The organism is Hyphomicrobiales bacterium (assembly GCA_039973685.1).
In the GTDB taxonomy this organism is placed as follows: Bacteria; Pseudomonadota; Alphaproteobacteria; order Rhizobiales; family JACESI01; genus JACESI01.
Genome location: JBDWKL010000043.1, coordinates 94,565 through 119,023, shown reverse-complemented (window position 1 = coordinate 119,023; position 24,459 = coordinate 94,565). Strand labels below are relative to the sequence as shown.

The 24,459-nt window shown below is 48.8% G+C and carries 23 protein-coding genes; 19 read left to right on the top strand and 4 right to left on the bottom strand.

Annotation, left to right across the window (positions count from 1 at the left end):
* Positions 1 to 51: 51 nt before the first annotated feature.
* The 7 genes from ABJO30_11680 to ABJO30_11650 are packed head-to-tail and all read left to right on the top strand — an operon-like array spanning position 52 to position 6,901.
* Positions 52 to 711 carry a Rieske 2Fe-2S domain-containing protein gene (locus ABJO30_11680; protein ID MEP3233478.1) on the top strand — a complete coding sequence of 220 codons (660 nt, stop codon included), beginning with the start codon at positions 52 to 54 and terminating at the stop codon, positions 709 to 711.
* A complete protein-coding gene (locus ABJO30_11675) occupies positions 708 to 1,550 on the top strand; it encodes an aromatic ring-hydroxylating dioxygenase subunit alpha (GenBank protein MEP3233477.1) in 843 nt (280 codons plus the stop codon). Before ABJO30_11680 ends, ABJO30_11675 begins: the two co-directional genes overlap by 4 nt.
* The gene (locus ABJO30_11670; GenBank protein MEP3233476.1) at positions 1,547 to 2,239 is read left to right on the top strand and encodes a glutathione S-transferase family protein; all 693 of its coding nucleotides are present in this window, start codon (positions 1,547 to 1,549) and stop codon (positions 2,237 to 2,239) included. The genes ABJO30_11675 and ABJO30_11670 overlap by 4 nt, the downstream gene beginning before the upstream one ends.
* Positions 2,229 to 3,776 carry an ABC transporter ATP-binding protein gene (locus ABJO30_11665; GenBank protein ID MEP3233475.1) on the top strand — a complete coding sequence of 516 codons (1,548 nt, stop codon included), beginning with the start codon at positions 2,229 to 2,231 and terminating at the stop codon, positions 3,774 to 3,776. The genes ABJO30_11670 and ABJO30_11665 overlap by 11 nt, the downstream gene beginning before the upstream one ends.
* A complete protein-coding gene (locus ABJO30_11660; GenBank protein ID MEP3233474.1) occupies positions 3,769 to 4,869 on the top strand; it encodes an ABC transporter permease in 1,101 nt (366 codons plus the stop codon). The genes ABJO30_11665 and ABJO30_11660 overlap by 8 nt, the downstream gene beginning before the upstream one ends.
* Positions 4,869 to 5,789, top strand: coding sequence for an ABC transporter permease (locus ABJO30_11655; GenBank protein ID MEP3233473.1), 921 nt, complete (start codon positions 4,869 to 4,871; stop codon positions 5,787 to 5,789). The genes ABJO30_11660 and ABJO30_11655 overlap by 1 nt, the downstream gene beginning before the upstream one ends.
* A gap of 23 nt (positions 5,790 to 5,812) precedes the next feature.
* Positions 5,813 to 6,901, top strand: coding sequence for a BMP family ABC transporter substrate-binding protein (locus ABJO30_11650; protein ID MEP3233472.1), 1,089 nt, complete (start codon positions 5,813 to 5,815; stop codon positions 6,899 to 6,901).
* Positions 6,902 to 7,003: 102 nt separating this feature from the next.
* Here the strand turns inward: ABJO30_11650 and ABJO30_11645 are convergent, their stop codons facing one another.
* Positions 7,004 to 7,867, bottom strand: coding sequence for a MurR/RpiR family transcriptional regulator (locus ABJO30_11645; GenBank protein ID MEP3233471.1), 864 nt, complete (start codon positions 7,865 to 7,867; stop codon positions 7,004 to 7,006).
* A 201-nt stretch (positions 7,868 to 8,068) separates the two neighbouring features.
* Between ABJO30_11645 and ABJO30_11640 the strand changes: the two genes are divergently transcribed.
* The 12 genes from ABJO30_11640 (at position 8,069) to ABJO30_11585 (ending at position 21,175) form a co-directional block, all read left to right on the top strand.
* Entirely contained in the window at positions 8,069 to 8,800 is a 732-nt protein-coding gene (locus ABJO30_11640; protein MEP3233470.1) for an N-formylglutamate amidohydrolase, read from the top strand.
* Positions 8,797 to 9,363, top strand: a complete 567-nt coding sequence (locus tag ABJO30_11635) for a TRAP transporter small permease subunit (protein ID MEP3233469.1) — start codon at positions 8,797 to 8,799, stop codon at positions 9,361 to 9,363. The genes ABJO30_11640 and ABJO30_11635 overlap by 4 nt, the downstream gene beginning before the upstream one ends.
* Before the next feature lie 2 nt (positions 9,364 to 9,365).
* Positions 9,366 to 10,691, top strand: coding sequence for a TRAP transporter large permease subunit (locus tag ABJO30_11630; protein MEP3233468.1), 1,326 nt, complete (start codon positions 9,366 to 9,368; stop codon positions 10,689 to 10,691).
* A 55-nt stretch (positions 10,692 to 10,746) separates the two neighbouring features.
* Positions 10,747 to 11,781: a TRAP transporter substrate-binding protein gene (locus ABJO30_11625; GenBank protein ID MEP3233467.1), complete on the top strand. Its 1,035-nt coding sequence runs from the start codon at positions 10,747 to 10,749 to the stop codon at positions 11,779 to 11,781.
* 83 nt (positions 11,782 to 11,864) lie between these two features.
* Complete coding sequence (locus ABJO30_11620) at positions 11,865 to 13,229, top strand: glutamine synthetase family protein (GenBank protein ID MEP3233466.1); 1,365 nt, start codon at positions 11,865 to 11,867, stop codon at positions 13,227 to 13,229.
* A gap of 4 nt (positions 13,230 to 13,233) precedes the next feature.
* Complete coding sequence (locus ABJO30_11615) at positions 13,234 to 14,616, top strand: aldehyde dehydrogenase family protein (GenBank protein MEP3233465.1); 1,383 nt, start codon at positions 13,234 to 13,236, stop codon at positions 14,614 to 14,616.
* On the top strand, positions 14,613 to 15,758 hold the full coding sequence (locus tag ABJO30_11610; protein MEP3233464.1) for an iron-containing alcohol dehydrogenase: 1,146 nt from the start codon (positions 14,613 to 14,615) through the stop codon (positions 15,756 to 15,758). The genes ABJO30_11615 and ABJO30_11610 overlap by 4 nt, the downstream gene beginning before the upstream one ends.
* 217 nt (positions 15,759 to 15,975) lie before the next feature.
* On the top strand, positions 15,976 to 17,025 hold the full coding sequence (locus ABJO30_11605; GenBank protein ID MEP3233463.1) for a hypothetical protein: 1,050 nt from the start codon (positions 15,976 to 15,978) through the stop codon (positions 17,023 to 17,025).
* Positions 17,026 to 17,326: 301 nt separating this feature from the next.
* Positions 17,327 to 18,304: a TRAP transporter substrate-binding protein gene (locus ABJO30_11600; protein ID MEP3233462.1), complete on the top strand. Its 978-nt coding sequence runs from the start codon at positions 17,327 to 17,329 to the stop codon at positions 18,302 to 18,304.
* 100 nt (positions 18,305 to 18,404) lie between these two features.
* Complete coding sequence (locus tag ABJO30_11595) at positions 18,405 to 18,929, top strand: TRAP transporter small permease (protein ID MEP3233461.1); 525 nt, start codon at positions 18,405 to 18,407, stop codon at positions 18,927 to 18,929.
* A gap of 3 nt (positions 18,930 to 18,932) precedes the next feature.
* Complete coding sequence (locus tag ABJO30_11590) at positions 18,933 to 20,243, top strand: TRAP transporter large permease subunit (protein ID MEP3233460.1); 1,311 nt, start codon at positions 18,933 to 18,935, stop codon at positions 20,241 to 20,243.
* A 71-nt stretch (positions 20,244 to 20,314) separates the two neighbouring features.
* Positions 20,315 to 21,175, top strand: a complete 861-nt coding sequence (locus tag ABJO30_11585; GenBank protein ID MEP3233459.1) for a hypothetical protein — start codon at positions 20,315 to 20,317, stop codon at positions 21,173 to 21,175.
* A gap of 135 nt (positions 21,176 to 21,310) precedes the next feature.
* On the opposite strand, the gene ABJO30_11580 is transcribed toward ABJO30_11585, so the two are convergent.
* The 3 genes from ABJO30_11580 to ABJO30_11570 all read right to left on the bottom strand — a co-directional run bounded on the left by ABJO30_11580 (position 21,311) and on the right by ABJO30_11570 (position 24,422).
* A complete protein-coding gene (locus tag ABJO30_11580) occupies positions 21,311 to 21,730 on the bottom strand; it encodes a MarR family transcriptional regulator (GenBank protein ID MEP3233458.1) in 420 nt (139 codons plus the stop codon).
* 223 nt (positions 21,731 to 21,953) lie between these two features.
* On the bottom strand, positions 21,954 to 23,132 hold the full coding sequence (locus ABJO30_11575; protein ID MEP3233457.1) for an amidohydrolase family protein: 1,179 nt from the start codon (positions 23,130 to 23,132) through the stop codon (positions 21,954 to 21,956).
* A 75-nt stretch (positions 23,133 to 23,207) separates the two neighbouring features.
* Positions 23,208 to 24,422, bottom strand: a complete 1,215-nt coding sequence (locus ABJO30_11570) for an acyl-CoA dehydrogenase (GenBank protein MEP3233456.1) — start codon at positions 24,420 to 24,422, stop codon at positions 23,208 to 23,210.
* Positions 24,423 to 24,459 lie beyond the last annotated feature (37 nt).

The window sequence follows — 24,459 nt, the reverse complement described above, 5'->3', positions numbered from 1 at the left end:
TGTTCTTTAAGCAGGTGGTTAACTCGGCCCGTAATTTTTTAAGAGCGTAAAATGTCCGGTCAGACCACTCAAAGCAAGACACAAGGGATGAATGATTGGACGCCCGTCTATCTTGATGATTTTTTAAAGGCAGGCGCGGTTGTTCGAAGTTTTGTCGGCGACCATGACATTGCATTATGGCGGTCGTTTTCAGGTAAAGTTCATGCGTGGTTAAATCGCTGTCCCCATCGTGGAATGCGCTTATCTTATGGCTTTGTGCGCGGTGAAATGCTGGCCTGTATCTATCACGGTTGGCATTACGGCGAAGACACTGTGTGTCGATACATCCCTGCGCATCCAGAATTAACACCGCCAGATACAATCCAAGCGACCGCATTTAATTGCGTGCAAAAAGGTGGATTAATCTGGGTTGGAAAGGAAGATGCAAATAAAGCGGCTTTAAATGGCCCAGAAGGTCATGGGGTGCGCAGTTTAGTGATCAATGCGCCCTTACAAAATGTTAGATCAGCACTTGGCATGGATGATGCTATTTCATCCAAGGTTAATGTTGAGAAAATTCCATCCATATTGGCCTTGCAGGCCCTTTCAGATAACAAAACTAATCTCCATATTTTGTCACAAGAACCAATGGAACCTGAACAAAAGAAAGTTCTATCGCGGTGGGCTGAACAGGCGCGTCGTGAAATTGAATTAGAGCAGGGTACGACATGATCACTCAGGCTTCTATTGATGAATGGTATCCCGTTGCTTGGTTTGGTGGGCTTGAGTTAAATGCCCCGCGCGAGACGGTTTTGATGGGGCAGGAAATTACCATCACCCGATTGGATGAGGGGAATGCCGAGGTCATTGGCCCTGATGGCTCGAAGCTTTCATCATGCACCCGCTTTGACCATCTATGGACGTCGCTCGGCAAACCAGTACACGATGTATTCGAAATGCCTGAGGCCTTACATGATGGACGCAGACACGTGCCGTGTGGATGTATCAAGGTGAGATGCTCACCTCTTCGTGCCGTTGAGAACTTCCTCGATATCGCGCATTTTCCCTATGTGCATACGGGCATTTTGGGCGAGGAAGATCATCCCGAAGTGCGGGCTTATAAAGTGAGCGAAGAAGACAACGAAATTTGGGCTAGGAAGGTTCAATTCTTCCAACCTCAAGCAGCCGTTTCTGCTGAAGGTGGTATTATCACGGATTACATGTACCGCGTACCAGCGCCAACGGTTGCCGTGCTTTATAAAACCTGCCCAGCCAAGGAAGATGAGTGGGACATTATCACTTTGTTTGTCCAACCAACTGGCGAACAAGAATGCGCGGTTTGGCCTTGGATGTCGCTTTATGATGATGAAAATGGTCACACTGACCTGATCCACTTTCAGCAGACGATTTTTCTGCAAGATCGTTCAATTTTGGAAAACCAAATACCCAAGTTGCTGCCGCTTGATCCAAAATCTGAAGTGCCAACAAAAGCGGATCTAACCTCTATTGCTTATCGTCGTTGGTTGAAAAAACGTGGCCTTTATTATGGCGCAGAAACGGAGGCCGCATGACGCTTCGCCTCTATGATTATATCTTGTCTGGCAATTGCTATAAGGTGCGCTTGCTGCTTTCGTTTTTGGCGGTTGAATATGACGCTGTTCCCGTCGATTTTTATCCGGGTAAAGAGCATAAGAGCCAAGCTTTCTTGAAGATCAATCCGGCGGGCACTATTCCGGTTTTGACGCATGGTGATCTCGTGCTCACTGAAACCTCTGCGATACTGGTTTATATCGCCGATAAGTTCGACCAAAGCGGACGTTTCTTTCCAAAGCAACCAAGCGCTCTTTTGGGCGAGGTGATGAACTGGTTGTCGTTTTCAAATGCGATCACCAAGACAGCAGGTGCCGCGCGGGTTCATGAAATGCTGGACATCAAAACGGACCTTCAAGCCGCACAGACAGGCGCGTACCAAGCGCTTAGATTGTTGGAGGAACGTTTGAGCGAACAAGAGTTTGATGGCTCACCTTTCCTCGTTGGTGAGCACCTCACCATTGCGGATATTGCTTGTTTTCCTTACGTGGCCCTCGCACCGGATGGTGGTGTGATGCTTGATGATTATCCTGCGATCAACCGATGGATGGTGACCTTGCGCAAGCTTGATCGTTTTATCGAAATGCCTGGAATTCATCCGATCCACGAAAGCCCAGATAAGCCACTTCCTTCGGTGCAAAAAGAGTTGGAGCGGGCTGATGACGAGTAAAGTGCCATTGCTAGAACTTAAAGGCGTCACGAAAATCTACCCGTCGGTTGTCGCCAATGATGATATTGATTTGACCGTTTATAATGGTGAAATCCACGCCGTCTTGGGTGAGAATGGGGCTGGCAAATCAACCTTGATGAAGACCATCTATGGTGTTCACCCGCCCGATAAAGGCGAGATGAAATGGCAGGGTCAGTCGATCAAAATTCGTAATCCTGCCCATGCGCGTTCGGTCGGTATCGGGATGGTTTTTCAGCATTTCTCGCTGTTTGAAACATTGAGTGTCGTCGAAAACATTTCGCTCGCCGTGCCTGGTTCAATACCTGAACTCACGAAGAACATCGAAGAAGCTGCAAGCCGCTTTGGACTTGATATAAACCCTGATGCAAAGGTGCAGTCACTCACTGTGGGCGAGCGTCAACGGGTTGAAATTTTGCGCAGTATTTTGCGTAAACCCAAATTGTTAGTGCTGGATGAGCCGACTTCTGTTTTGTCGCCGCAGGGCATTGAGCAGTTGTTTGATACGCTCCGAGCATTTGCCAAAGAGGGGTATGGCATCATTTTCATTTCCCATAAGCTCGACGAAATTCGAGAGCTTTGTGATGTCGCGACGATCTTGCGTGGTGGTAAATTGATGGGGCGGGTCAACCCGAGAGAAGAGACGAATGAATCGCTCACTCGTTTGATGATTGGCCACGACATCCCGATTATTGATCGGGGCGATGATAAGACCACGGCTAAGGAAATGATCCGCCTTAATGCGTTGACCTATAAGCCCGAAGACCCCTTTGCGACCTCGCTTGATCAAGTTGATATGTCGGTTAAAGCAGGAGAGGTTGTCGGTATCGCGGGCGTGTCTGGTAATGGCCAACAAACGCTGGCGGCTCTGCTTTCAGGTGAAACCAAACTGCCAACAGCGCACAATGAATTTATTACATTGGACGGCGAAGGGATCAGCTCGCTCGGCCCAGCAGAACGGCGCAAACGTGGTTTGCATCTTATTCCCGAAGAGCGCATCGGGCGCGGTGCCGTGCAGGGGCTTTCGCTTTCAAACAATGGCGTTTTGACGGGCTATAACGCTGGCCTGACTTCGAAGGGCTTTTTGAATTTTGGCGCCATGAAGCGCTTCGCCAAATCGGTCATTGAAGACTATGATGTGCGGTGTGGCGGGGAGGCGAGTGACGCACGTAGTCTTTCTGGTGGTAACTTGCAAAAGTTCATCGTTGGGCGTGAGATCAGCCTGAAACCAAGAGTGCTGATTGTATCACAACCCACTTGGGGCGTTGATGTTGGGGCGGCGGCTGCCATCCGTCAACGGCTTTTGGAATTGAAAAACGAAGGCGTCGCTCTCATCATTATCTCAGAAGAATTAAGTGAGCTGTTAGAAGTTTGCGACCGTCTTCACGTAATCTTCCGTGGCCGCCTGTCGCCGTCTGTTGACCGCAAAGACATGAGCGTGGACCGGATCGGTCTTGCCATGACTGGAAATTTTGATGCCCTTTCAAATCAAGAGGGAAAGGCGGTGGCAAATGGCTAGATTTAAAATTGAACCAAGAACCGAAAATTCGCTGTTTGCTCCTTTGCTGGTTAGCTCGATTGCGATTTTTCTAACCGCGATTGCAGGGAGTGGCTTGTTCCTCTTTTACGGAAAATCCCCAAGCGCCGGCTTCCATGCTTTTTTCATTGAACCGCTTCAATCGACCTACGGTATCGGCGAAGTGCTTTTGAAAATGGGGCCGCTTTTGTTGATTGCTCAAGGGCTCGCGATTGGATTTCGGGCAAAGGTTTGGAATATTGGCGCAGAAGGCCAACTTCTTATCGGTGCGATCTGTGGTGGCTATTTGGCAATCCTGTTTGAAGGCTCATCGTCTCCGTTTTTGCTGGTCGCCATGGTCGTCGTTGGTGCTTTGGGTGGCATGGCTTGGGCAGGTGTCGCTGCATGGCTTAAAGTGCGCTTCAATGCCAACGAAATTCTTGTCACCTTCATGATGTCGAGCATTGCCTTGCAGCTTTTATATTTCCTCGTGACAGGGCCCTTAAAAGATCCCGCAGGCTTTAACTTCCCGCAATCCATCACCTTTGGAGAGGCCGCACTCTTCCCCATTATTATGGAAGACACCCGCGTTAATGCGTCGCTCTTTCTAGGGCTTTTTGCAACGGTGATTGCATGGGTTTTCATCCAGCGTAGTCTGCTCGGTTATCAATTAATCGTCGGCGGATTGGCGCCTGCGGCTTCTCGCTATGCAGGTTTTTCAGCGAACCGTTCGGTGTGGATGGCATTGTTGATTGGCGGCGCTGCGGCAGGAGCGGCAGGGGTTGCAGAAGTCGCTGGACCTCTGGGAATGTTGCAACGAAACATCTCACCCGGTTATGGCTTTGCGGCGATCATCGTAGCGTTTCTAGGTGGGTTGAACCCTATTGGCATTGTTTTATCCAGCGCACTCATGGCGCTCATTTATGTTGGTGGAGATTTCGCAAGGCTATCCATCGGGCTCCCCAGTGCGGTGACGGCGATCTTTCAGGGCATGCTGCTTACCTTCTATCTCGCAAGCAGCTTCTTGCTCACTCACAAGCTTCGGTTTTCAACGACGACAGTGAGCGTGAAATCAACGCCGGAGGCTGCAGAATGATTGAACCTTTAATCTTTATTCTCGCCGGAACATTGGCTGCTGCCACACCTCTTTTATATGCAGCGTTGGGCGAATTGGTGGCGGAGAAATCCGGTATGTTGAACCTTGGCGTTGAGGGCATGATGGCAGTTGGTGCCGCGTCAGGTTTCGTCATTGTGGCGCTTACCGGTTCCCATGCCCTTGGTTTTTTAGGTGGTGCCGTTGTTGCGATGCTTCTGTCGCTTGTCTATGCAGCGCTTACGATTGTGTTCTTGGCAAATCAGGTGGCGTCTGGTCTTTCCATCGGCATCTTGGGGCTCGGCATTTCAGCGGCCATCGGCAAAGAATATGAAGGCACGACTGTTACGACTTTTGCGAAATTGGACCTGCCAATTTTGAGCGATATACCCTTCTTGGGCCGTGCAATTTTTGATCAAGATATTCTGGTTTATGGCGCGATCGCGCTTGCGATTTTGATTTGGTATTTGCTTGAGAAAACCAAACTAGGCTTGATCATTCGTGCCGTGGGTGAATCGCCTCACTCCTCCCATGTACTGGGATATAATGTCGCGCTCATACGTTTGTCATGTGTGGCTTTTGGTGGAGCGATGGCAGGCATCGGCGGCGCTTATCTTTCCACGGCCTATACACCGTTATGGGCAGATGGCATGGTCGCAGGGCGAGGCTGGATTGTCGTTGCTCTTATCGTCTTTGGCACATGGATGGTGCCGCGTGTTATGTTTGGTGCATATTTATTTGGCGCACTCACATTGCTTGAACTGTCAATTCAGGGAATTGGATTTAACGTCCCATCCCAGATTTTGTCGGCATCGCCCTACATCATCACGATTGTCGTTCTTGCCATAATTTCAAGAAACCCAATTCTCATTAGACAGAAAAGTCCGATGAGTTTGGGGGAAACGTTTAAAGCCAATTCGTAGATTACAACAAAAGGGAGACCATTATGAAGAAACTATCGAGAACATTAACAAAGACGCTGGTCGCAGCAGCGTTAACAGCGGGACTTAGCTTAACAGCAAGTGCTGCCGACAAATTCAAAGTTGGATTTGTTTATCCATCACCAGTGGGTGACGTGGGTTGGGCGCAAGAGCTTGATAAAGGCCGCAAGGGCATTGAAGCAGCTTTTGGTGACAAGGTGGAAACCGTTGTTGTTGAAAATGTCCCTGAAGGACCAGACGCTGCACGCATCATGAACCAAATGGCCTCTCAAGGCGCGGACATGATCATGCTTGGTTCGTTCGGTTATATGAACGACGGTTTGAAACTTGCCGCACGTAAAAAAGACATGAGCTTTATTCATGCCAGTGGTTTCAAAACCGCTGATAATTTCGGCAATTTCCAAACCCGCAATTATGAGAGCGCTTATATCGCAGGTATTGCTGCTGGCTATCTAACGAAGTCAAACACATTTGGCATTGTTGCTGCTTACCCAATTCCAGAAGTGGTTGGCATCATCAACACATTCACACTTGGTGCGCAGAAGGTGAACCCAGATGTGACAGTGAAGGTTGTTTGGCTGAACTCTTGGTTCAATCCATCCAAAGCACAAGAATCTGCACGCTCACTGATTTCACAATCAGCCGATGTGGTTTTCTCGCTTTACCAAGACACACCATCCGTTGTGACTGTGGGTGAAGAAGAAGGTGTTTATGTCATCAACACATCATCCGACATGAAGAAATACGCACCAACTAAATTGCTTGCGTCTCTTGCAATCGATTGGGTTCCTTATTTCACTGAGCGCGTGAAAGCGGCGATGGATGGCACTTTTAAAGGCGAGCCTTATTGGGGTGGAATGGCTGACGATGCAGTGAGCGTTGCCTCATTGTCCAGTGACTTGAGTGCTGAACAAAGAGCTGAAATCGACAAAGTTACGGCCAGCATCAAGAGCGGTGCGTTTCACCCAATGAGCGGCCCGATTGTTGATCAAGATGGCGCTGAGAAGGTTGCTGCAGGGTCTGCGATTTCTGATGGCGACATGCTTGGCATCAACTGGCTCGTGAAGGGCGTTGAAACACGCATCCCTAACTAAGCTCGAGTAAAATAGATTGATCACCCCGATTGAAGTTGGGGTGATCAGTTCTGACGGACAACGCATGCTTTTTATCGCTTTGCATCGCGCGGTGGCAGGGTCCTAAAATTTCCGGAAAAATCGTGTTCGATCAAACATCACTTCCAGCGCTTCCATGCGCGGGCGGGTTTTGTCCCAATTGCGTTCTTGAACTTCTGCAATCACGATTTCTGAAATCAACATGGTCGAGATATTCGAATCCCATGCAGACGGGGCGGCGATGTGGTTGGTGAAGCAAACGGTTGCATGATTGGCGACAGGGGACACCCATTGGTCAGAAAAGAGAATAATCTCAACCCCACGTTCACGCGCCATTTCAGCAAACTTTAAGGTGCCATTTTCATAACGGCGAATATCATAAACCACCACGACATCGCCCTTTTTGAAATCAAGCAAGTAGTGCGGCCATGCGTTTGAGTTGGAAGGAATGTGGACAACATTCTCGCGGATGACCTGCATATGCAGGAAGAAATAATCGCTAAGTGCCCGCGTGATGCGCCCACCCATAACGAAGATGTTTCTTTCAGGGTCGCTTAAAAGCCCACATGCTTTATCGAAATCTTGCGGATCGATTTTAGCCATTGATTGGCTGATATTATCAATCACTGCTTTGGTGAAGCGGTTCAACAAATGCGCGTCTGGCGCGTCATCTACCCATTTGTCGCGCTTGGTGAGAGGGCTTGAAATTTTTTCATCAAGCTCTGCTTTCAATGCATTTTGAAAGTTTGAAAAGCCACTAAATCCAAGTTTTTGAACAAGCCGTGCAACCGTTGGTGTTGAAACCTTGGCAGCACTGGCAAGCGTGGTAATCGTGCCGAGGCCGGAGACAGGATAATTTTGCAGAATAACATCGCTCAGTTGGCGCTCTGAGCGCGTGAGCTGTTCATCTTTAAGACGTAGCTTTTCTGCAATTGTTTCCGAACTCAACGTCTGATCCTCGCGGTTAATTGCCTATATCTTAGACTAAATTAAAATAAAACGTCAAAATTTGCACATTATGCAACCGAATGTAAAAATTTTTACGAAAAAGGATTGACATCAGCGTGTGCTCTGAAGAATATTTTACATTAAGAGGGTGTGCGTTTGAAACAAGTTGTGGTTCGTTCAGAGTATGGAGAGATAGCTTCGGTGGTAAACTCGGCAGGGAACCACAGCGTTATTCTCGTCTGCGAACATGCAAGCGCCTTCATTCCAGAACGTTTTGATAGCCTCGGTCTTAGTGATGAAGCGCAACGTAGCCATATCGCTTGGGATTTAGGTGCATTTGAGACGGCCAAGCATATGGCTGAAAAGCTCGATGCACCTTTGGTTTCTAGCAAGATTTCACGTCTCGTCTATGATTGTAATCGCCCGCCAGAAGCTACGGACGCTATGCCTGAAACGAGCGAAGTCTATACAATTTCGGGCAATCAAAATTTGAGCGACGAGCAAAAGAACGAGCGCATTGAGGCTTGTTATCGTCCATTTGAACAATTGTTGAGTGATGTCTTGGATAAGAGTGATGCGCCAACAGTACTTATCACCATCCATAGTTTTACCCCCGTTTACAAAGGGGAAAAGCGCGCAGTTGAGATCGGTGTATTGCATGATGATGATGACCGATTTGCGGACGCTTTAATGCAGGTGGCTGCTGGCTATGACATTCGTTTAAATCAGCCCTATGGCAAGCAAGATGGGGTAACCCACACATTAGCGCTTCATGGGGTTCAAAGAGGGCTGCTCAATGTCATGCTTGAAGTTCGCAGCGATTTGATTGCCACCTCAAAACAATGCAACGCAATGGCCGACACTTTAGTCAGTTGGATTGAGGATGCTGTAAAGCTCTGCGTTGATGAACCGGTGACGGAGGTAGCGCAATGAAGTCGCTAAGAACCTTCATCACCGTTGTCGATGGTTTCAACTACCGCATTGGCCGCATCATTATGTATGGCATTTTCGCCATGATGGCCGTGCTGCTTTGGTCAACCATCAGCAAGTTTGCAGATCAGCCATCCCTATGGACGCTGGAAGTCGCACAATTTGGGATGATCGCTTATTTCTTCCTCGGTGGGCCTTATGCCATTCAGATGGGTTCTCATGTGCGGATGGACTTATTTTACGACGACTGGTCGCCAAAGAAGAAGGCGACGGTTGATGCAATCACGGTCTTCTGTCTGCTTGGTTATCTCGGTGTTTTGTTATGGGGTGGTTTGAGTTCAACGGCTTATTCGCTTGGATATTTTGGCTCAGAACCGCTTAGCTTTTTCTTTGATCTGGCAACAGGTGAAAAGGAAACCGGCACTTTAGAACGAAGCCGCACCATTTGGCGGCCCTATCTGTGGCCGATCAAATCACTGATGTGCGTCGGAATATTACTCATGCTGGCGCAGGCACTGTCTGAACTTGCCAAAGATGTCCTTCGGTTGCGCGGGGAGGAGGTCTAGCCATGTCTTATGAGATGATCGCCATATTCATGTTTGCGACCATGATGGTGCTGCTGTTTACAGGCCAACGTGTGTTCGGTGCTATTGGTTTCGTCGCCGTTATTGCAGCCCTTGCTCTTTGGGGGGATCGCGGTGGCTTTGATATTGCGTTTTCACAAAGCATCAAACTCATGCGCTGGTATCCGTTGTTGACCGTGCCAATGTTTGTTTTCATGGGCTACATCCTTTCTGAAAGCCGCATTGCTGACGACCTCTACCGTATGTTCCATGTGTGGATGGGCGGGTTGCGCGGCGGATTGGCGATTGGGACCATTGGTTTGATGGTGTTGATTTCCGCTATGAACGGCCTCTCCGTTGCAGGCATGGCGATTGGCGCGACCATTGCGCTGCCTGAACTTTTGCGCCGTGGTTATGACAAACGCATGGTGACGGGTGTTGTGCAGGCGGGCAGTTCGCTTGGTATCCTCGTCCCACCGTCTGTTGTGTTGGTGCTCTACGCGATGATTGCGCGTCAGCCGGTTGGTCAGCTTTGGTTGGCAGGCATTGTGCCGGGCTTATTGATGGCCGCAATGTTCGTAATTTACATTGCTGTTCGCTGCCGTATGAACCCGTCACTTGGTCCGGTTTTATCGGAAGAAGAACGCGACATGCCGAAAGCGGAGAAGATCCGTTTGCTCTTTGCAGGCCTGCTACCGTTCGGCATTTTCTTTGCGATGATGATCCCGTTTGTGAACGGCTGGACATCGCTGGTTGAAAGTTCCGCCATCGGCGCAATCACCGCTTTCCTCGCCGCTGTCGCAAAACGTCGCATGACGTGGCAGGTGTTTGAGACATCGCTGAAAAACACGCTCGGCATAACTTGCATGTTCATGTGGATCATTCTTGCAGCTCTTGCCTTTGGCGCGGTGTTTGATGGCTTAGGCGCAGTGAAGGCGATTGAAGCCTTGTTCACCGAGCGGCTTGGCCTATCCCCTTGGGTGATCCTCATCTTGATGCAACTTAGCTTCATTTTGATGGGTACATTCTTAGACGACACAGCCATGCTTGTGATTGTCGCGCCGCTTTATATTCCGCTGGTGGGTGCGCTTGAGTTCAATCTCATTTGGTATGGCGTGCTTTATACGATCACGACCCAAATCGCTTATATGACGCCGCCGTTTGGCTACAATTTATTTTTGATGCGGGCCATGTCGCCACCCGAAATTACGTTGAGCGATATTTACCGCTCTATCATTCCCTTCGTTGCCGTCATGGTTTTGGCCTTGGTGACAATTATGATTTTCCCGCAGATTGCTTTGTGGTTGCCACAAACGGTTTACGGAAACTAAGCGCCCTAAGAAGCGTGATTAAAAACGATACGATTAACAGCAAGGAGATACTGAGATGACAACAAGACGTACCTTTATCAAGGGCGCTGCAATGGCAGCCCCAGCCGCTGCTTTGGCGACACCCGCCATTGGGCAATCGACAATTAAGTGGCGCATGCAGACTTATGCAGGTGCCGCTTTGGCTGAGCATGTGGTGAAACCTGCTATCGACACATTCAATAAAATTGCTGGCGATAGAATGCAGATTGAACTGTTCTTCGCTGATCAATTGGTTCCAACAGGTGAGCTCTTCCAAGCGATGCAACGCGGCACCATTGATGCTGTGCAATCAGATGATGATTCAATGGCATCACCAACTGAAGTAACCGTTTTCGGCGGCTATTTCCCATTTGGTTCTCGCTACTCTTTGGATGTGCCAGTTTTATTCAACCAATATGGTTTGAAAGAAATTTGGGATGAAGAATATTCCAAAGTTGGCGTGAAGCACATTTCTGCGGGCGCTTGGGATCCATGCCATTTTGCAACCAAAGACCCAATCAATTCATTGGCTGACTTGAAGGGCAAAAAGGTCTTCACATTCCCAACAGCGGGCCGCTTCCTTGCACAGTTTGGTGTTGTGCCAGTAACCCTTCCTTGGGAAGATATTGAGGTTGCTGTTCAAACCGGCGAACTTGATGGCATCGCATGGTCAGGCATCACCGAAGACTACACCGTTGGTTGGGCTGACGTGACAAACTACTTCCTCACCAATAATATTTCTGGTGCATGGATTGGTCACTTCTTCTCCAACATGGAGCGTTGGAACGAGCTTCCTGATGACCTGAAAGCGCTGCTTACAGTTTGTATGGAGCAAAGCCATTACTACCGTCAGTGGTGGTATTGGGGCGGCGAAGCGAACCTTCGCGTCAATGGTCCGAAAATGAAACTGACATCCATTCCAGATGCTGAATGGGCGCAGGTTGAAAATGCCGCGATTAAGTTCTGGGACGAGATCGCAGCAGAATCAGAAACCAAAGCAAAAATCGTTGATATTTTCCGTAAATACAACGCCGATATGCAAAAAGCTGGCCGTCCTTACCGATACGGTTAAAGCTTATGCAATGAAGGCTGCGGGGGATTCCCCAATTTTCCTCGCAGTCTTTATCTAATCACTAATCAGAAAGACATCGCTTCATGACATCGCCATTGACCTTTGATACGCTGAAAGAACTTGCCGCAAGCGGAACGATAGACACTGTTCTTGTTTGCCTTGTCGATATGCAAGGTCGATTAATGGGTAAGCGGTTCCACGTCTCAAATTTCCTCGAAAGCTCTCACCAAGAAACTCATTGCTGCAATTATTTGCTTGCGACTGATTTGGAGATGGCAACACCAGATGGTTATGCCTCTACCAGTTGGCGTGAAGGGTATGGCGACTATGTGATGAAACCAGATCTTTCAACCCTGCGCCTAATGCCTTGGTTAGAGGGAACGGCGATGGTTCTTTGCGATATTTTAGATCACCACACCCACAAGCCGGTGCCGCATTCACCGCGCCAAATTTTAAAAGAACAAATTGCAAAGTTAGAAGCTAGCGGCTTAAGCCCGAAGATGGCAACGGAGCTTGAGTTTTTCATCTTCCAAAAGCCTTTGGATGAATTGCGGCGCGAAGGATATCGCGACCTTCAACCACTCGGTCCCTATAACGAAGATTACAACATCCTCCAAACCTCAAAAGAAGAACACGTGATGCGCCCGTTGCGTAATCATTTGTATGCGGCTGGCATCCCTGTTGAGAATACGAAAGGGGAAGCGGAAGCGGGGCAGGAGGAGTTGAATATCAAATATGCTGATGCGCTTGCCTGTGCCGATCACCACACCATTGCCAAGCACGCGACCAAAGAGATCGCATGGCAAAAGGGGCATTCTGCAAGCTTCTTACCGAAATGGCATAAAGACCGTGTTGGCAGTGCAAGCCACGTGCATATGTCGCTTTGGCAAGATGGCAAGAATATCTTTCATGATCCCAATGGCAAGCATGGTATGTCGAAGCTGATGGAACATTTCGTGGCGGGCCTCATCGCTTATGCCAGTGAATGCACGTATTTCTTTGCGCCCTATGTCAATTCTTATAAGCGGTTTTCTAAAGGCTCGTTTGCACCGACAAAGACGGCATGGTCGGTGGATAATCGAACCGCAGGCTTCCGACTATGTGGCGCTGACACCAAGGGGGTTCGCGTTGAGTGCCGTATTCCAGGTTCCGATATGAACCCTTATTTAGCACAAGCCGCCCTCATTGCGGCTGGCCTTAAAGGGATTGAAGATAAATTGGAACTGGCACCACCCGCTGACGGTGATATGTATAACAATGACGCCGTGCCGGATGTGCCGCGCACCCTTATCACTGCGACTGAAAGCCTTCGCTCTTCTGCGTTTATGCGCGAGGCGATGGGGGATTATGTTGTAGACCATTACACACGCTGCGCCGAATGGGAGCAGGAAGAATTTGACCAGACCGTGACCGATTGGGAAATCGCACGTGGATTTGAAAAGGCCTAATAACTTGAGCAATACGATTAAATGCATCTCCCCAATTGACGGGTCGGTTTACGCAGAGCGTGCTATTTTATCTGCGGACGAAGCGAGAAGCACTGTAGAGCAGGCAAAAGAAGCGCAAAAAGCATGGGGGGCGCGGCCTTTAGCTGAGCGTATTGATGCCGTCAATAAAGCCGTTGCCTATATCGGCCAGACGACCGACCGCATGGTTTCCATCATTGCCAATCAAATGGGGCGTCCTGTTCGCTATGGCGGTGAGTTTGGTGGCTTTAAAGAGCGGGCAGATTATATGGCATCCATTGCTGAAGAGGCATTGGCCCCGATTGAGCTTGAACAGTCTGATAATTTTATCCGCAAAATTGAGCGCGAACCGCATGGCGTGGTTTTGGTTGTGGCACCGTGGAACTATCCCTATATGACCGCGATCAATACGGTCGCGCCAGCGCTGATTGCAGGCAATGCGGTGGTGCTAAAACACGCTTCGCAAACGTTGCTTGTGGGCGAGCATTTAGCTGATGCTTTTGAAGCAGCGGGTGTGCCGAAGGGCGTTTTCACCAATGTGGTTTTAGATCATGACACAACGTCTAAACTGATTTCCGAGCGCTCGTTCGGCTTTGTGAATTTCACAGGTTCTGTTGGCGGTGGCCAAGCGATGGAGCGGGCAGCAGCAGGCACATTTACTGCCGTCTCTACGGAGCTTGGCGGTAAAGACCCAGGCTACGTGCGAGCAGATGCTGACCTTGATGCGGCTGTTGATACATTGATTGATGGTGCCATGTTTAATGCTGGCCAATGCTGCTGCGGGATAGAGCGCATTTATGTGCATGAAAGTCTCTTTGATGCCTTCGTTGAAAAGGCAGTCGCCCTTGTTAAAACTTACAAGCTTGGCAATCCGTTTGATGAAGATACCACGATTGGTCCAATGGCGAATGTTCGCTTTGCCGCGGAAGTGCGTGCGCAAATTGATGAAGCTGTCGGGCAGGGCGCGATGGCCCATATTCCAACCTTTGCCGAAGATGATGGCGGTGCTTATGTGACGCCACAAATTCTGACAGGTGTCACCCACGATATGCGGATCATGCGGGACGAAACCTTTGGCCCCGCTGTTGGTATTATGTCTGTTAAAGATGATGAGGAAGCCATTGCCCTCATGAACGATAGTGAGTTTGGTCTCACCTGTTCTCTATGGACGGATGACGCAGACAAGGCGTTTGAAATTGGCCGTCAGCTGGAAACCGGCACTGTGTTCATGAACCGATGTGATTATCTGGACCCAGCATTGTGTTGGACTGGATGCAAGAATACTGGTCGCGGTGGAGGATTGTCTGTGATTGGATATCACAATCTCACGCGCCCTAAATCCTATCATATGAAGAAGAGTACCAAATGACTTTGAACGCTAATTGGAATTACCCAACCCCGATCCGTTTTGGTGCTGGCCGTATTGATGAAATTGCCCATGCATGTGCGACCGCAGGCATCACGAAGCCGCTGCTCGTGACTGACCGTGGCCTTGCGGAGATGGAAATCACCAAGCGCACTTTGAGCTTGCTGGAAGAGGCGGGACTGGGTGCTGCAATTTTTGCGGATGTTGATCCGAACCCAACAGACAAAAACGCGGAGGAGGGCGTGAAGTTCTACCGCGATGGTGGGTTTGACGGCGTGATCGCATTTGGTGGTGGATCCGGTTTGGATCTTGCGAAGGTCATCGCCTTCATGGCAGGGCAAACGCGCCCTATGTGGGACTTTGAGGACATTGGAGACTGGTGGACACGGGCAGACCCTGACGGCATTGCGCCCGTTGTTGCTGTACCAACCACGGCTGGCACAGGGTCAGAAGTTGGGCGTGCAAGCGTAATCACCAATTCAGAAACGAATGAGAAGAAAATCATCTTCCATCCCAAGATGCTGCCAGTGGTGGTGATAGCCGACCCTGAGCTCACGGTGGGTATGCCAAAGTTCATTACGGCGGGTACAGGCTTGGATGCCTTTGCCCATTGCGTGGAAGCTTATTCTTCGCCGCATTATCATCCAATGAGCCAAGGTATCGCGCTCGAAGGGATGCGGCTTGTGAAAGACTATCTGCCCACTGCCTACAATGATGGGGCTAATATTGAAGCGCGCGCGCATATGATGAGTGCAGCTGCAATGGGTTCTACAGCCTTTCAAAAAGGCTTAGGCGCAATCCACGCCCTAAGCCATCCAATTGGCGCAATGCACCACACCCATCACGGCACAACCAATGCTGTTTGCATGCCTGAGGTGCTGAAGTTTAATGCCGATGCCATTCGCAGCCGATTTGATACGGCAGCAGGTTATCTTGGTATCGATGGCGGGTTTGACGGGTTCTGTGCGTTCGTAGATGATTTCAATGCATCGTTCGCCATTCCCAAAACACTCACTGAGTTAGGCGTAACTGATCCAGATATTGATGCGCTTACAGATGCTGCTCTTCGCGATCCTAGTACGGGTGGTAATCCGATTGAGATGACCGCAGAAAACACAAGAGCGCTGTTTGAGGCTTTGATTTAGGTATTAGATACTCATCCAATCAGCCAATTCGGTTCTATTGATGCTAACGCGGAACCAGCAGTTGGACTCGGTCTATGAGTTAAATAAAGCCATGTAAATTTTCAACTAATATGAATAAGTGTTAGTCCAAATAGTTTATAATATCGCATTGATGTTGCTCAACATCAATGTCAGTCTTTCCGTCTATTTTATTAATTGATTAAACGGGGAGGAAATAATGGCTTATAATGTTCTCATCTTAGGCGCGTCCTACGGGTCGCTTCTTTCTACCAAACTTTTGATGGCTGGTCACAACGTGACTTTGGTGTGTCTCCCAGAGGAGGCTGAGCTTATCAATGAAAAAGGAACCATCGTTCGTATTAAACTGCGTGGCGATGCTGACTTTACTGTTTTAATGTCGTCGGCGTTTCCTGGAAATCTCAAGGCAATTACGCCTGCTGAAGCGAAGCCTGAAGAATATGATTTGATTGGGTTTGCAATGCAGGAGCCACAATACCGCGTTGACGTGATCAAAAACCTCTTGGCTAAAATTGCAAAAAGCGGCAAGCCATGCCTTTCAATTATGAACATGCCACCGTTGCCATACTTAAAGCGGATCAAAGGTTTGGATCATGGGGAATTAGAAACATGCTACACTGATGCGAGTGTGTGGGCCGATTTCGATCCGACGCTTGTCACCCTTTGTAGCCCAGACCCCCAAGCTGTTCGGCCTCCAGAAGAAGGGCTCAACGTTCTTCAAGTGGGCCTACCAACGAATTTTAAAGCCGCCGCTTTTGAAGACAATGCCTATACGAATATTCTAAGAGAACTAGAAACAGACGTCGAAAACGTGCGGTTGAGTGATCGCGAAATTCCAGTGAAACTTCGCACGCACGATTCAATCTTTGTCCCAATCGCTAAGTGGAGCATGCTTTTGACGGGGAATTATCGTTGCATTACCAGAGGTGAAGTGAAGCCGATTAAAGAAGCGGTTCACGGTGACGTGGAGCAGTCTCGCGCGATATATGAATGGGTCAATACACTCGCCCGTGATCTTGGCGCTGACGCGAGCGATCAAGTGCCGTTTGAAAAATATGCAGCTGCTGCACAAAACCTTCTCAATCCATCATCAGCAGCACGGGCTGTTTACGCGGGCGCACCTTACATAGAACGGGTTGATCGCGTGGTTCAAATGATCGGACGTCAACGAAACATGAACTCATCTGTGATCGACGAAATCGTTGAAACTGTTGACGAAAAACTACAGGCAAACCGCGCCGCGGCCTAATTGTAAGGTTGGTGTTATTTTGCGAATGACGGGATATTTAAAGTCTAAAAATCTCAGTTGAGAGCGGGCGCTCTGAGCTTTGGAGCGCTCTCTAAAAACTTTTAAGCGGTCATTGGTCCATTCAGGAACGGGAACGAAATTGCGACACACGCCGTCTAGATCCCAACATTAAATACCAATAGTCGGCGAATTGCTGCTGGCATGAATAACCTTGAATGACTCAAAACAATTTATTCAGATTAGGCCTTGCAACCTCACCAGTAAAACGCTTCCATATGGTATTAACAATGGGAGGAATAAGATGAAAAGTATTACTGTTCTTGTGTCAGCGACAGCCGTTGGCCTCGCCATGACCTCAGCTGCTTTTGCAGAAAAATGGGATATGCCAATGGCCTATTCCGCATCCAATTTTCATTCAAAAAATGGCGCAGAATTTGCTAAATGCGTGACAGACAAAACAGGCGGTGGGCTTGAAATCGTAACCCATCCTGGCGGCTCACTATTTAAGGGCGGCGAAATTAAGCGGGCGATACAAACAGGTGATGTCTCCATCGGCGAACGGCTGCTTTCTGCCCATGCCAACGAGAACCCAGTGTTTGGTGTCGATTCCGTACCGTTTCTTGCAACGTCTTTTGATGAGTCTGTAAAGCTATTTAATGCTGCCAAAGGTGAACTTGAAAAAGCGCTTGATGAGCAAAACCTACAACTTCTTTATTCCGTTCCGTGGCCACCGCAGGGCTTGTATTTCAAGAAAGAAGTAAACTCAGTTGCAGACATGAAGGGCGTAAAATTCCGCGCTTATAATGCGGCAACATCACGTTTCGCTGAGCTAGCTGGCATGCAGCCAACACAGATTGAAGCGGCGGAAATTCAGCAGGCATTTTCAACCAATGCTGTTGAATCAATGGTTTCATCAGGCGCTACTGGCTTCGACAGAAAAGTGTTTGATGCAGGCGTCACAAATTTCTACGAGGTCGATTCTTGGCTTCCACGTAATACTGTGATGGTCAATAAAGATGCTTATGCAAAACTTGACGATAGTCAAAAAGCAGCGCTCACTTCATGTGGAACGGAAGCACAAGCGCGGGGATTGCAGCAGTCAAAGGATTATACTCAATTCACTTACGACGGTCTTCGTAAGGGCGGTATGACTGTCGAAGCAGCGTCAGATGGTCTGAAAGCTGAATTGCAGGCAATTGGCGTAACCATGACCAATGAATGGTTGGATGCAGCTGGTGATACCGGCAAGTCAATCGTCGACACTTTCAAGGCTAATTAAGCGGCCTGATTACAAAATGAGTGACAATGATATCATTCAATAATCGTTGCCACTCACTCTTTTGCAGTATGAATAATTTGCAAGTCAATCGAGGGTGAATATGGGGAAGTCTGTCAGACGAATTTTAGATGGCGCTTATCTCGCTGGCGGGATCGCTTCAGCGCTGTGCCTTATTACAATCGTTTGCATGATTGTCTTACAGATCGCCTCACGCAACTTCGGTTTCCCCTTTAGAGGCGGTCCAGATTATGCGGGTTATGCGATGGCAGCGGCAAGTTTTTTTGGCTTCGCTTATGCCTTTAATCATGGGTCACATATTCGCGTTTCATTGCTTTTAACAGCCCTTGGGAAATACAAATTTTGGGGCGAGGTTTGGAGCTACGGTGCTGGGACAGTGATTACAACATTGTTTGCATGGTTTGCTTGCAAGTTCACAATTCAGTCCCACAAATTTAATGACATTTCATCAGGCCTTGATGCGACGCCCTTGTGGATTCCGCAAATTAGCATGGCCGTTGGCTCAGTACTTTTAGCCATTTGTTTTTGGGACAACTTGATAACGCTAGTTATGACGGGAAAGCCCAATGTGCGCGAAACCAGCATGACAGAAACTGGAGCTGATTAAGAGATGGAGCAGCTCGTAGCCGTTAGCATTTTTCTTGGCATACTTTTCCTCTTTCTTGGGTCGGGTGTTTGGGTCGGCCTGTCGCTTATGGGCGTTGCCTATATAGGCATTGAACTGCTGGCGGGAAGGCCTGCTGGTAGCGCGATGATCAACACGATCTGGGGCGCATCATCTTCTTGGACACTCACGGCATTGCCCCTGTTTGTGTGGATGGGTGAAATTCTGTTTCGAACACGATTATCGCAAGACATGTTCAAAGGGCTGTCGCCATGGATGGCCTATTTGCCTGGTGGTTTGGTGCATACCAATATCGTCGGCTGCACCGTCTTTGCCGCCGTTTCCGGTTCATCGGCTGCAACACTTACAACCGTTGGGCGCATGTCGATCCCTGAGTTGCGAGAACGTGGTTATCCAGAGCACATGGTCATTGGAACACTTGCAGGCGCTGCGACGCTTGGCCTTATGATCCCGCCGTCTCTGACATTGATTGTCTATGGTGTCAGCATCAATGAATCGATTAGAGAACTGTTTATTGCAGGCGTCATTCCGGGTTTGGTTTTGGCGTCTATGTTTATGGCTTATGTCGCGATTTATGCGTTGGTCTCACCGAACTATAAGCCAACCCCCGAAGCGAAGATGCCCTTTAGTCAGAAGGTTAAAAACTCTGCCTATCTTATTCCGGTTATCCTTCTGATTGTTTTGGTCATCGGCTCAATGTATTACGGCATTGCTTCCGCGACCGAAGCTGCCGCCTTTGGTGTGCTGGGTGCCTTGGTGCTTGCAGCCTTCCAAGGGTCGTTAAACATCAGCTCCTTCTCACAATCCCTAATGGGTGCTGTACGAACCTCGGCAATGATTACGCTCATCTTGGCGGGTGCGGCCTTTTTATCTTTAGCAATGGGCTACACAGGTCTGCCACGCGCATTGGCCGATTGGATCGCGACCATGCAGCTATCAAGATTTGAGCTGTTGATGGCCCTGTTGGTTTTTTACATCATTTTGGGTTGTTTTTTGGATGGCATCTCTGCCGTCGTCTTAACAATGGCGATTGTCGAACCAATGATCCGCGAGGCGGGCATCGATGTTATTTGGTTCGGTATATTCGTAACCGTGGTCATCGAGATGGCACAAATCACACCGCCAATAGGCTTTAATCTGTTCGTCTTGCAAGGCATGACCGATCACCAGATGAACTACATCGCTAGGGCCGCGCTGCCGATGTTTGGGATCATGATCTTGATGGTCTTTGTATTGATATTCTTCCCCGAGCTTGCGACTTGGTTGCCTGAGACTATTCGCAGCAATCCTTCGTGATGGTTGCCCGCCAAAGCATTCTTCATCTGGCCTCCACCCACAGCAAATGGGTTTTGGTGTGTGGGTTATTGGTGGGAATTTTCGTTCCGCCAATTGCGGATGCTGTGCGCCCTTGGGTTGGGTATTGCATTGCCATTTTGCTGTTTCTCGCAGCGCTTAGGATCAAACCTGCCGAAGCCTTGGGCAAACTAAGTGACCTGCGCGGTGTTTTGCTTTTCATCGCAATTTTTCAAGTGACACTGCCGTGTCTGCTTGCCGTCATCTTTCTGCTGACTGACACGGTCAATCCAATCTATGTGGCGCTGCTTCTGGTGTTTTCATCAGCGCCAATATCAGCAAGTCCCAGCCTAACAATGATAACCGGAAACGACCCTGCACCGTCCCTGCGGTTGCTGATCGTCGCCACTGCACTGCTTCCGCTAACGATCCTTCTTCCGCTCTGGTTGATGCCAGCATTTGGTGATCCTGAAATGATTGTTTGGATCGCTGCGAAGCTGTTCTTCATAATATTTGCAGCGTCAATGCTGGCCTTTGCTATTCGCCGTTTCTTTGTCCCTGAAATATCCAAGCCTAAGGTAAAATCAATCGATGGTTTAACGACAATTATGATGGCCGTCATTGTCACAGGTTTGATGACAGGGTTTGGAGATGCGGCAATCAACCGACCATTTGAAATCGTCGTGACCCTATGTGTGGCTTTTGCCGCAAATATTGGAACGCAAATTATGACATGGCATGGGCTGGGATTTTTCAAAATTGGAAAGAGCAGGGCCGCTTATTCTATTTCAGCGGGAAACCGTAATTTGGCAATTTTCCTTGCAGCATTGCCGTTAAGTGTGACGGACCCAATTTTGCTGTTTATTGCTTGCTACCAAATCCCGATGTATCTCACACCAACGTTGTTGGGATCGCTTTACGGTCATAAAAAATGAGGACGTTTAAACCACGGTCCGTGCTTCATTGGAGCTTGAGGTTTGGCATCCCGCCCATAACCTAAGTGCTCAATTATCCATTGGGTGTTGATGGAGGTGATTGCTCAGTCTCACGCCAGTCTCAAGATTACAGAACTATGTAATTCTTGTTAGAAGCTGAAGCAGGCGATTTTTTTCGGTTGCTGTAAGGGGGCGTAGTGTTTCGTCAGAAATTTTAGAGCCTGTTTTTAGAAGGTCGCTCATCATTTCCTCTGTATCAGGAGTTAGACTAATGAGCGTTCTGCGCTTGTCGGTAGGATCAGCATTTAAATTAATGAGCTCCTTCTTCTTCAATCGGTCAATGACGCCTTTCATTGTGGCAACATCGACAGAAATCATGCGGCCTAGAAGGTTTTGCGAACAGGATTTTTCTTCATGAATTCGCACGAGTGCCGAAAATTGGGTAGGCGTTAAATCCGCAATCATATGTTGCTGGAAAATCATGCTGTGCCTTTGGTGTGCAAGGCGAAGCAGATAGCCAATTTGTTGATCGATTTTATATTCTGTCGTTTTCATGTTTGCTCAAAATAAAGCTCTAGTCGTTTCCCGCTTTGATCAATAGCACAACATGGCAACTTTACACACAGCCTAATTTCCATGCGAAATCGGAAAGACCTAGCCTAGAGTTAGTTGGTGTGTGGGAAACCCACTGGGGCTCTTACACCCATCACACCATCATAAATGAACTTTAACTCGCGGTTTTAGATTTGTGGGTTATCAAAGGCGACAGCAACCGTTTCTACTGTTTTACGATGATTGGAAGTCGGGTGGCAGGTGGGGTGTTGCGACTACGTTCGCTGGTGATCGCGCCATCAATGATGGTCATGCCGATACCTGGTAAATTACCCTGTTCAACAGATTCCAATATTGTTTTGCCCGGCGCGTGTTGCGCTTGGTCCATAAGCACAAAGTCAGCGCAATAACCCTTTTCGATAAGGCCCGTATCAAGCTCACGTTGGCGCGCTGTATTACCATTGGCGAAGCAAAACGCTACTTCCGCTGGCACATGGCCAAGGCTAGAGAGCATCGCAACCATGCGCATGATGCCAAGCGGTTGCACGCCTGAACCAGCTGGTCCATCTGTTCCCAATATAATGCGGTCCATCTGCTTGAGTTCGCGGGCGGTGTTTAATGCTAGAAGGCCCGCGCGTTCATTGCCATTGTGGACGATTTCAAGGCCGCTGGTGCAGCTTTCGCAAAGGCAAATAATCTGATCGTCTGGAAGGGCAGAGTGTCCGCCGTTCACGTGGCCGATCACATCTGTGCCTGTTTCAAGAACCATGTCAGCATCAATCAAACCTGAACCGGGTATTGAAGGCCCGCCTGTGTGAATGGTGCTTTGGATGCCATATTTGCGTGCCCAACCCACCATCTCCTTGGCTGTCTTGCCGTCTTTAACAGTGCCAAGCCCAACTTCGCCAAGAAGCTTTACGCCTGCATCAGCAAGGTCTTTAAAATCTTGCTCCACCATGCCGTGTTCAATTACTGGCGCACCAGCATGAACCTTCACACCAGAGGGGCGAAAGTTTTCATACCAACGCTGTGCCGCAATCGCCATTGCTTTGAGACCAACAATATCCTTCGGGCGGCCAGGCATATGAACTTCACCAGCAGAAATGAGCGTGGTGACCCCGCCGTGAAGAGTTGAATCGATCCAATGTAATTGTTGTTGGCGGGGTGTGTAATCGCCAATCACAGGGTGAATGTGGCTATCGATCAAACCAGGCGCCAGCGTCACGCCATTGGCGTCGACCTCAGTTGTCGCGCCTTCAGTATCGAGGTCTTTTTCATATCCCCATTCGGTGATCTTGCCATCGATCGCAATCACACAGTCGCCATCATATATGGGGGCTTCCATTTTGCCTGAGAGCAATAGTCCGATATTTCGGATAACCAGTTTTTTCGATTCCGAGTTCATGTGAGCCTCAAGATTTAGCATTATTATTTGTATGCTAACATAATAGCATTTTGGAACAACAAGCCGTTTCTAATTTTAGAAGAAAGCCTGCAAGTCAGTTTGCGCGCGGCCTAAAATCAAGGCGTGCACGTCATGCGTTCCCTCGTAGGTATTCACAGTCTCTAGATTGACCATGTGGCGAATGACCTGAAACTCTTGGCTTATCCCGTTGCCGCCGTGCATGTCGCGCGACATGCGGGCCACGTCCAATGCTTTGCCGCAGTTGTTGCGTTTCATCAGGCTAATCATTTCTGGAGCCGCATCAGCTTCATCCATCAATCTACCGACCCGCAGTGAGCCTTGAAGGCCTAATGTAATTTCCGTCTGCATGTCTGCGAGCTTCTTTTGAAAAAGCTGAGTCTGCGCCAAAGGACGATTGAACTGTTTTCTATCGAGGCCATATTGGCGCGCTGCATGCCAGCAAAATTCTGCGGCACCTAATACACCCCAGCTGATGCCATAGCGGGCGCGGTTGAGGCAACCAAACGGGCCTTTTAATCCTTGAACATTGGGAAGCAGTGCATCTTCACCTACTTCGACACCGTCCATAACGATTTCACCGGTAATAGAAGCGCGCAGGGATAGTTTTGCGCCAATCTTCGGTGCTGAAAGACCCTTCATGCCCTTTTCAAGAACGAAGCCTCTAATTTTGCCGTCGTGTGCGTCTGATTTTGCCCAAATCACAAATACATCTGCAATTGGACTGTTTGAGATCCACATTTTGCTGCCGGATAATACGTATCCTCCATCAACTTTCTTCGCGGTTGTTTTCATGCCAGCCGGATCAGAACCCGCGTCCGGTTCGGTCAGGCCAAAACAGCCAATCCATTCACCCGATGCAAGCTTGGGAAGGAACTTGTTGCGTTGTTCTTCAGACCCGTAGGCGTAGATGGGGTACATGACGAGCGATGATTGAACCGACATCATTGAGCGGTAACCGCTATCAACACGCTCAATTTCTCTGGCGACAAGGCCATAACTTACATAACCAGCCTCAACGCCGCCGTAAGCTTCGGGGGTGGTGACGCCGAGAAGACCCATCTCACCCATTTCTCGAAAGATTTCAGGATCGGTCGTTTCGTTTTCAAAGGCTTCTATGATTCTCGGTTGCAGCTTTTCTTGTGCGTATTGTCGCGCAGAATCTCGAATGAGCCGTTCTTCTTCTGACAGCTGACCTTCCAGCTTAAATGCATCGTCCCAGACAAATGTAGAAAGATCAGGCCTGCTGGCAGGTGAGATATTGTTGGTCATGTTAATTCCTAAATACTGGTTGTCACTTTTGAACGGC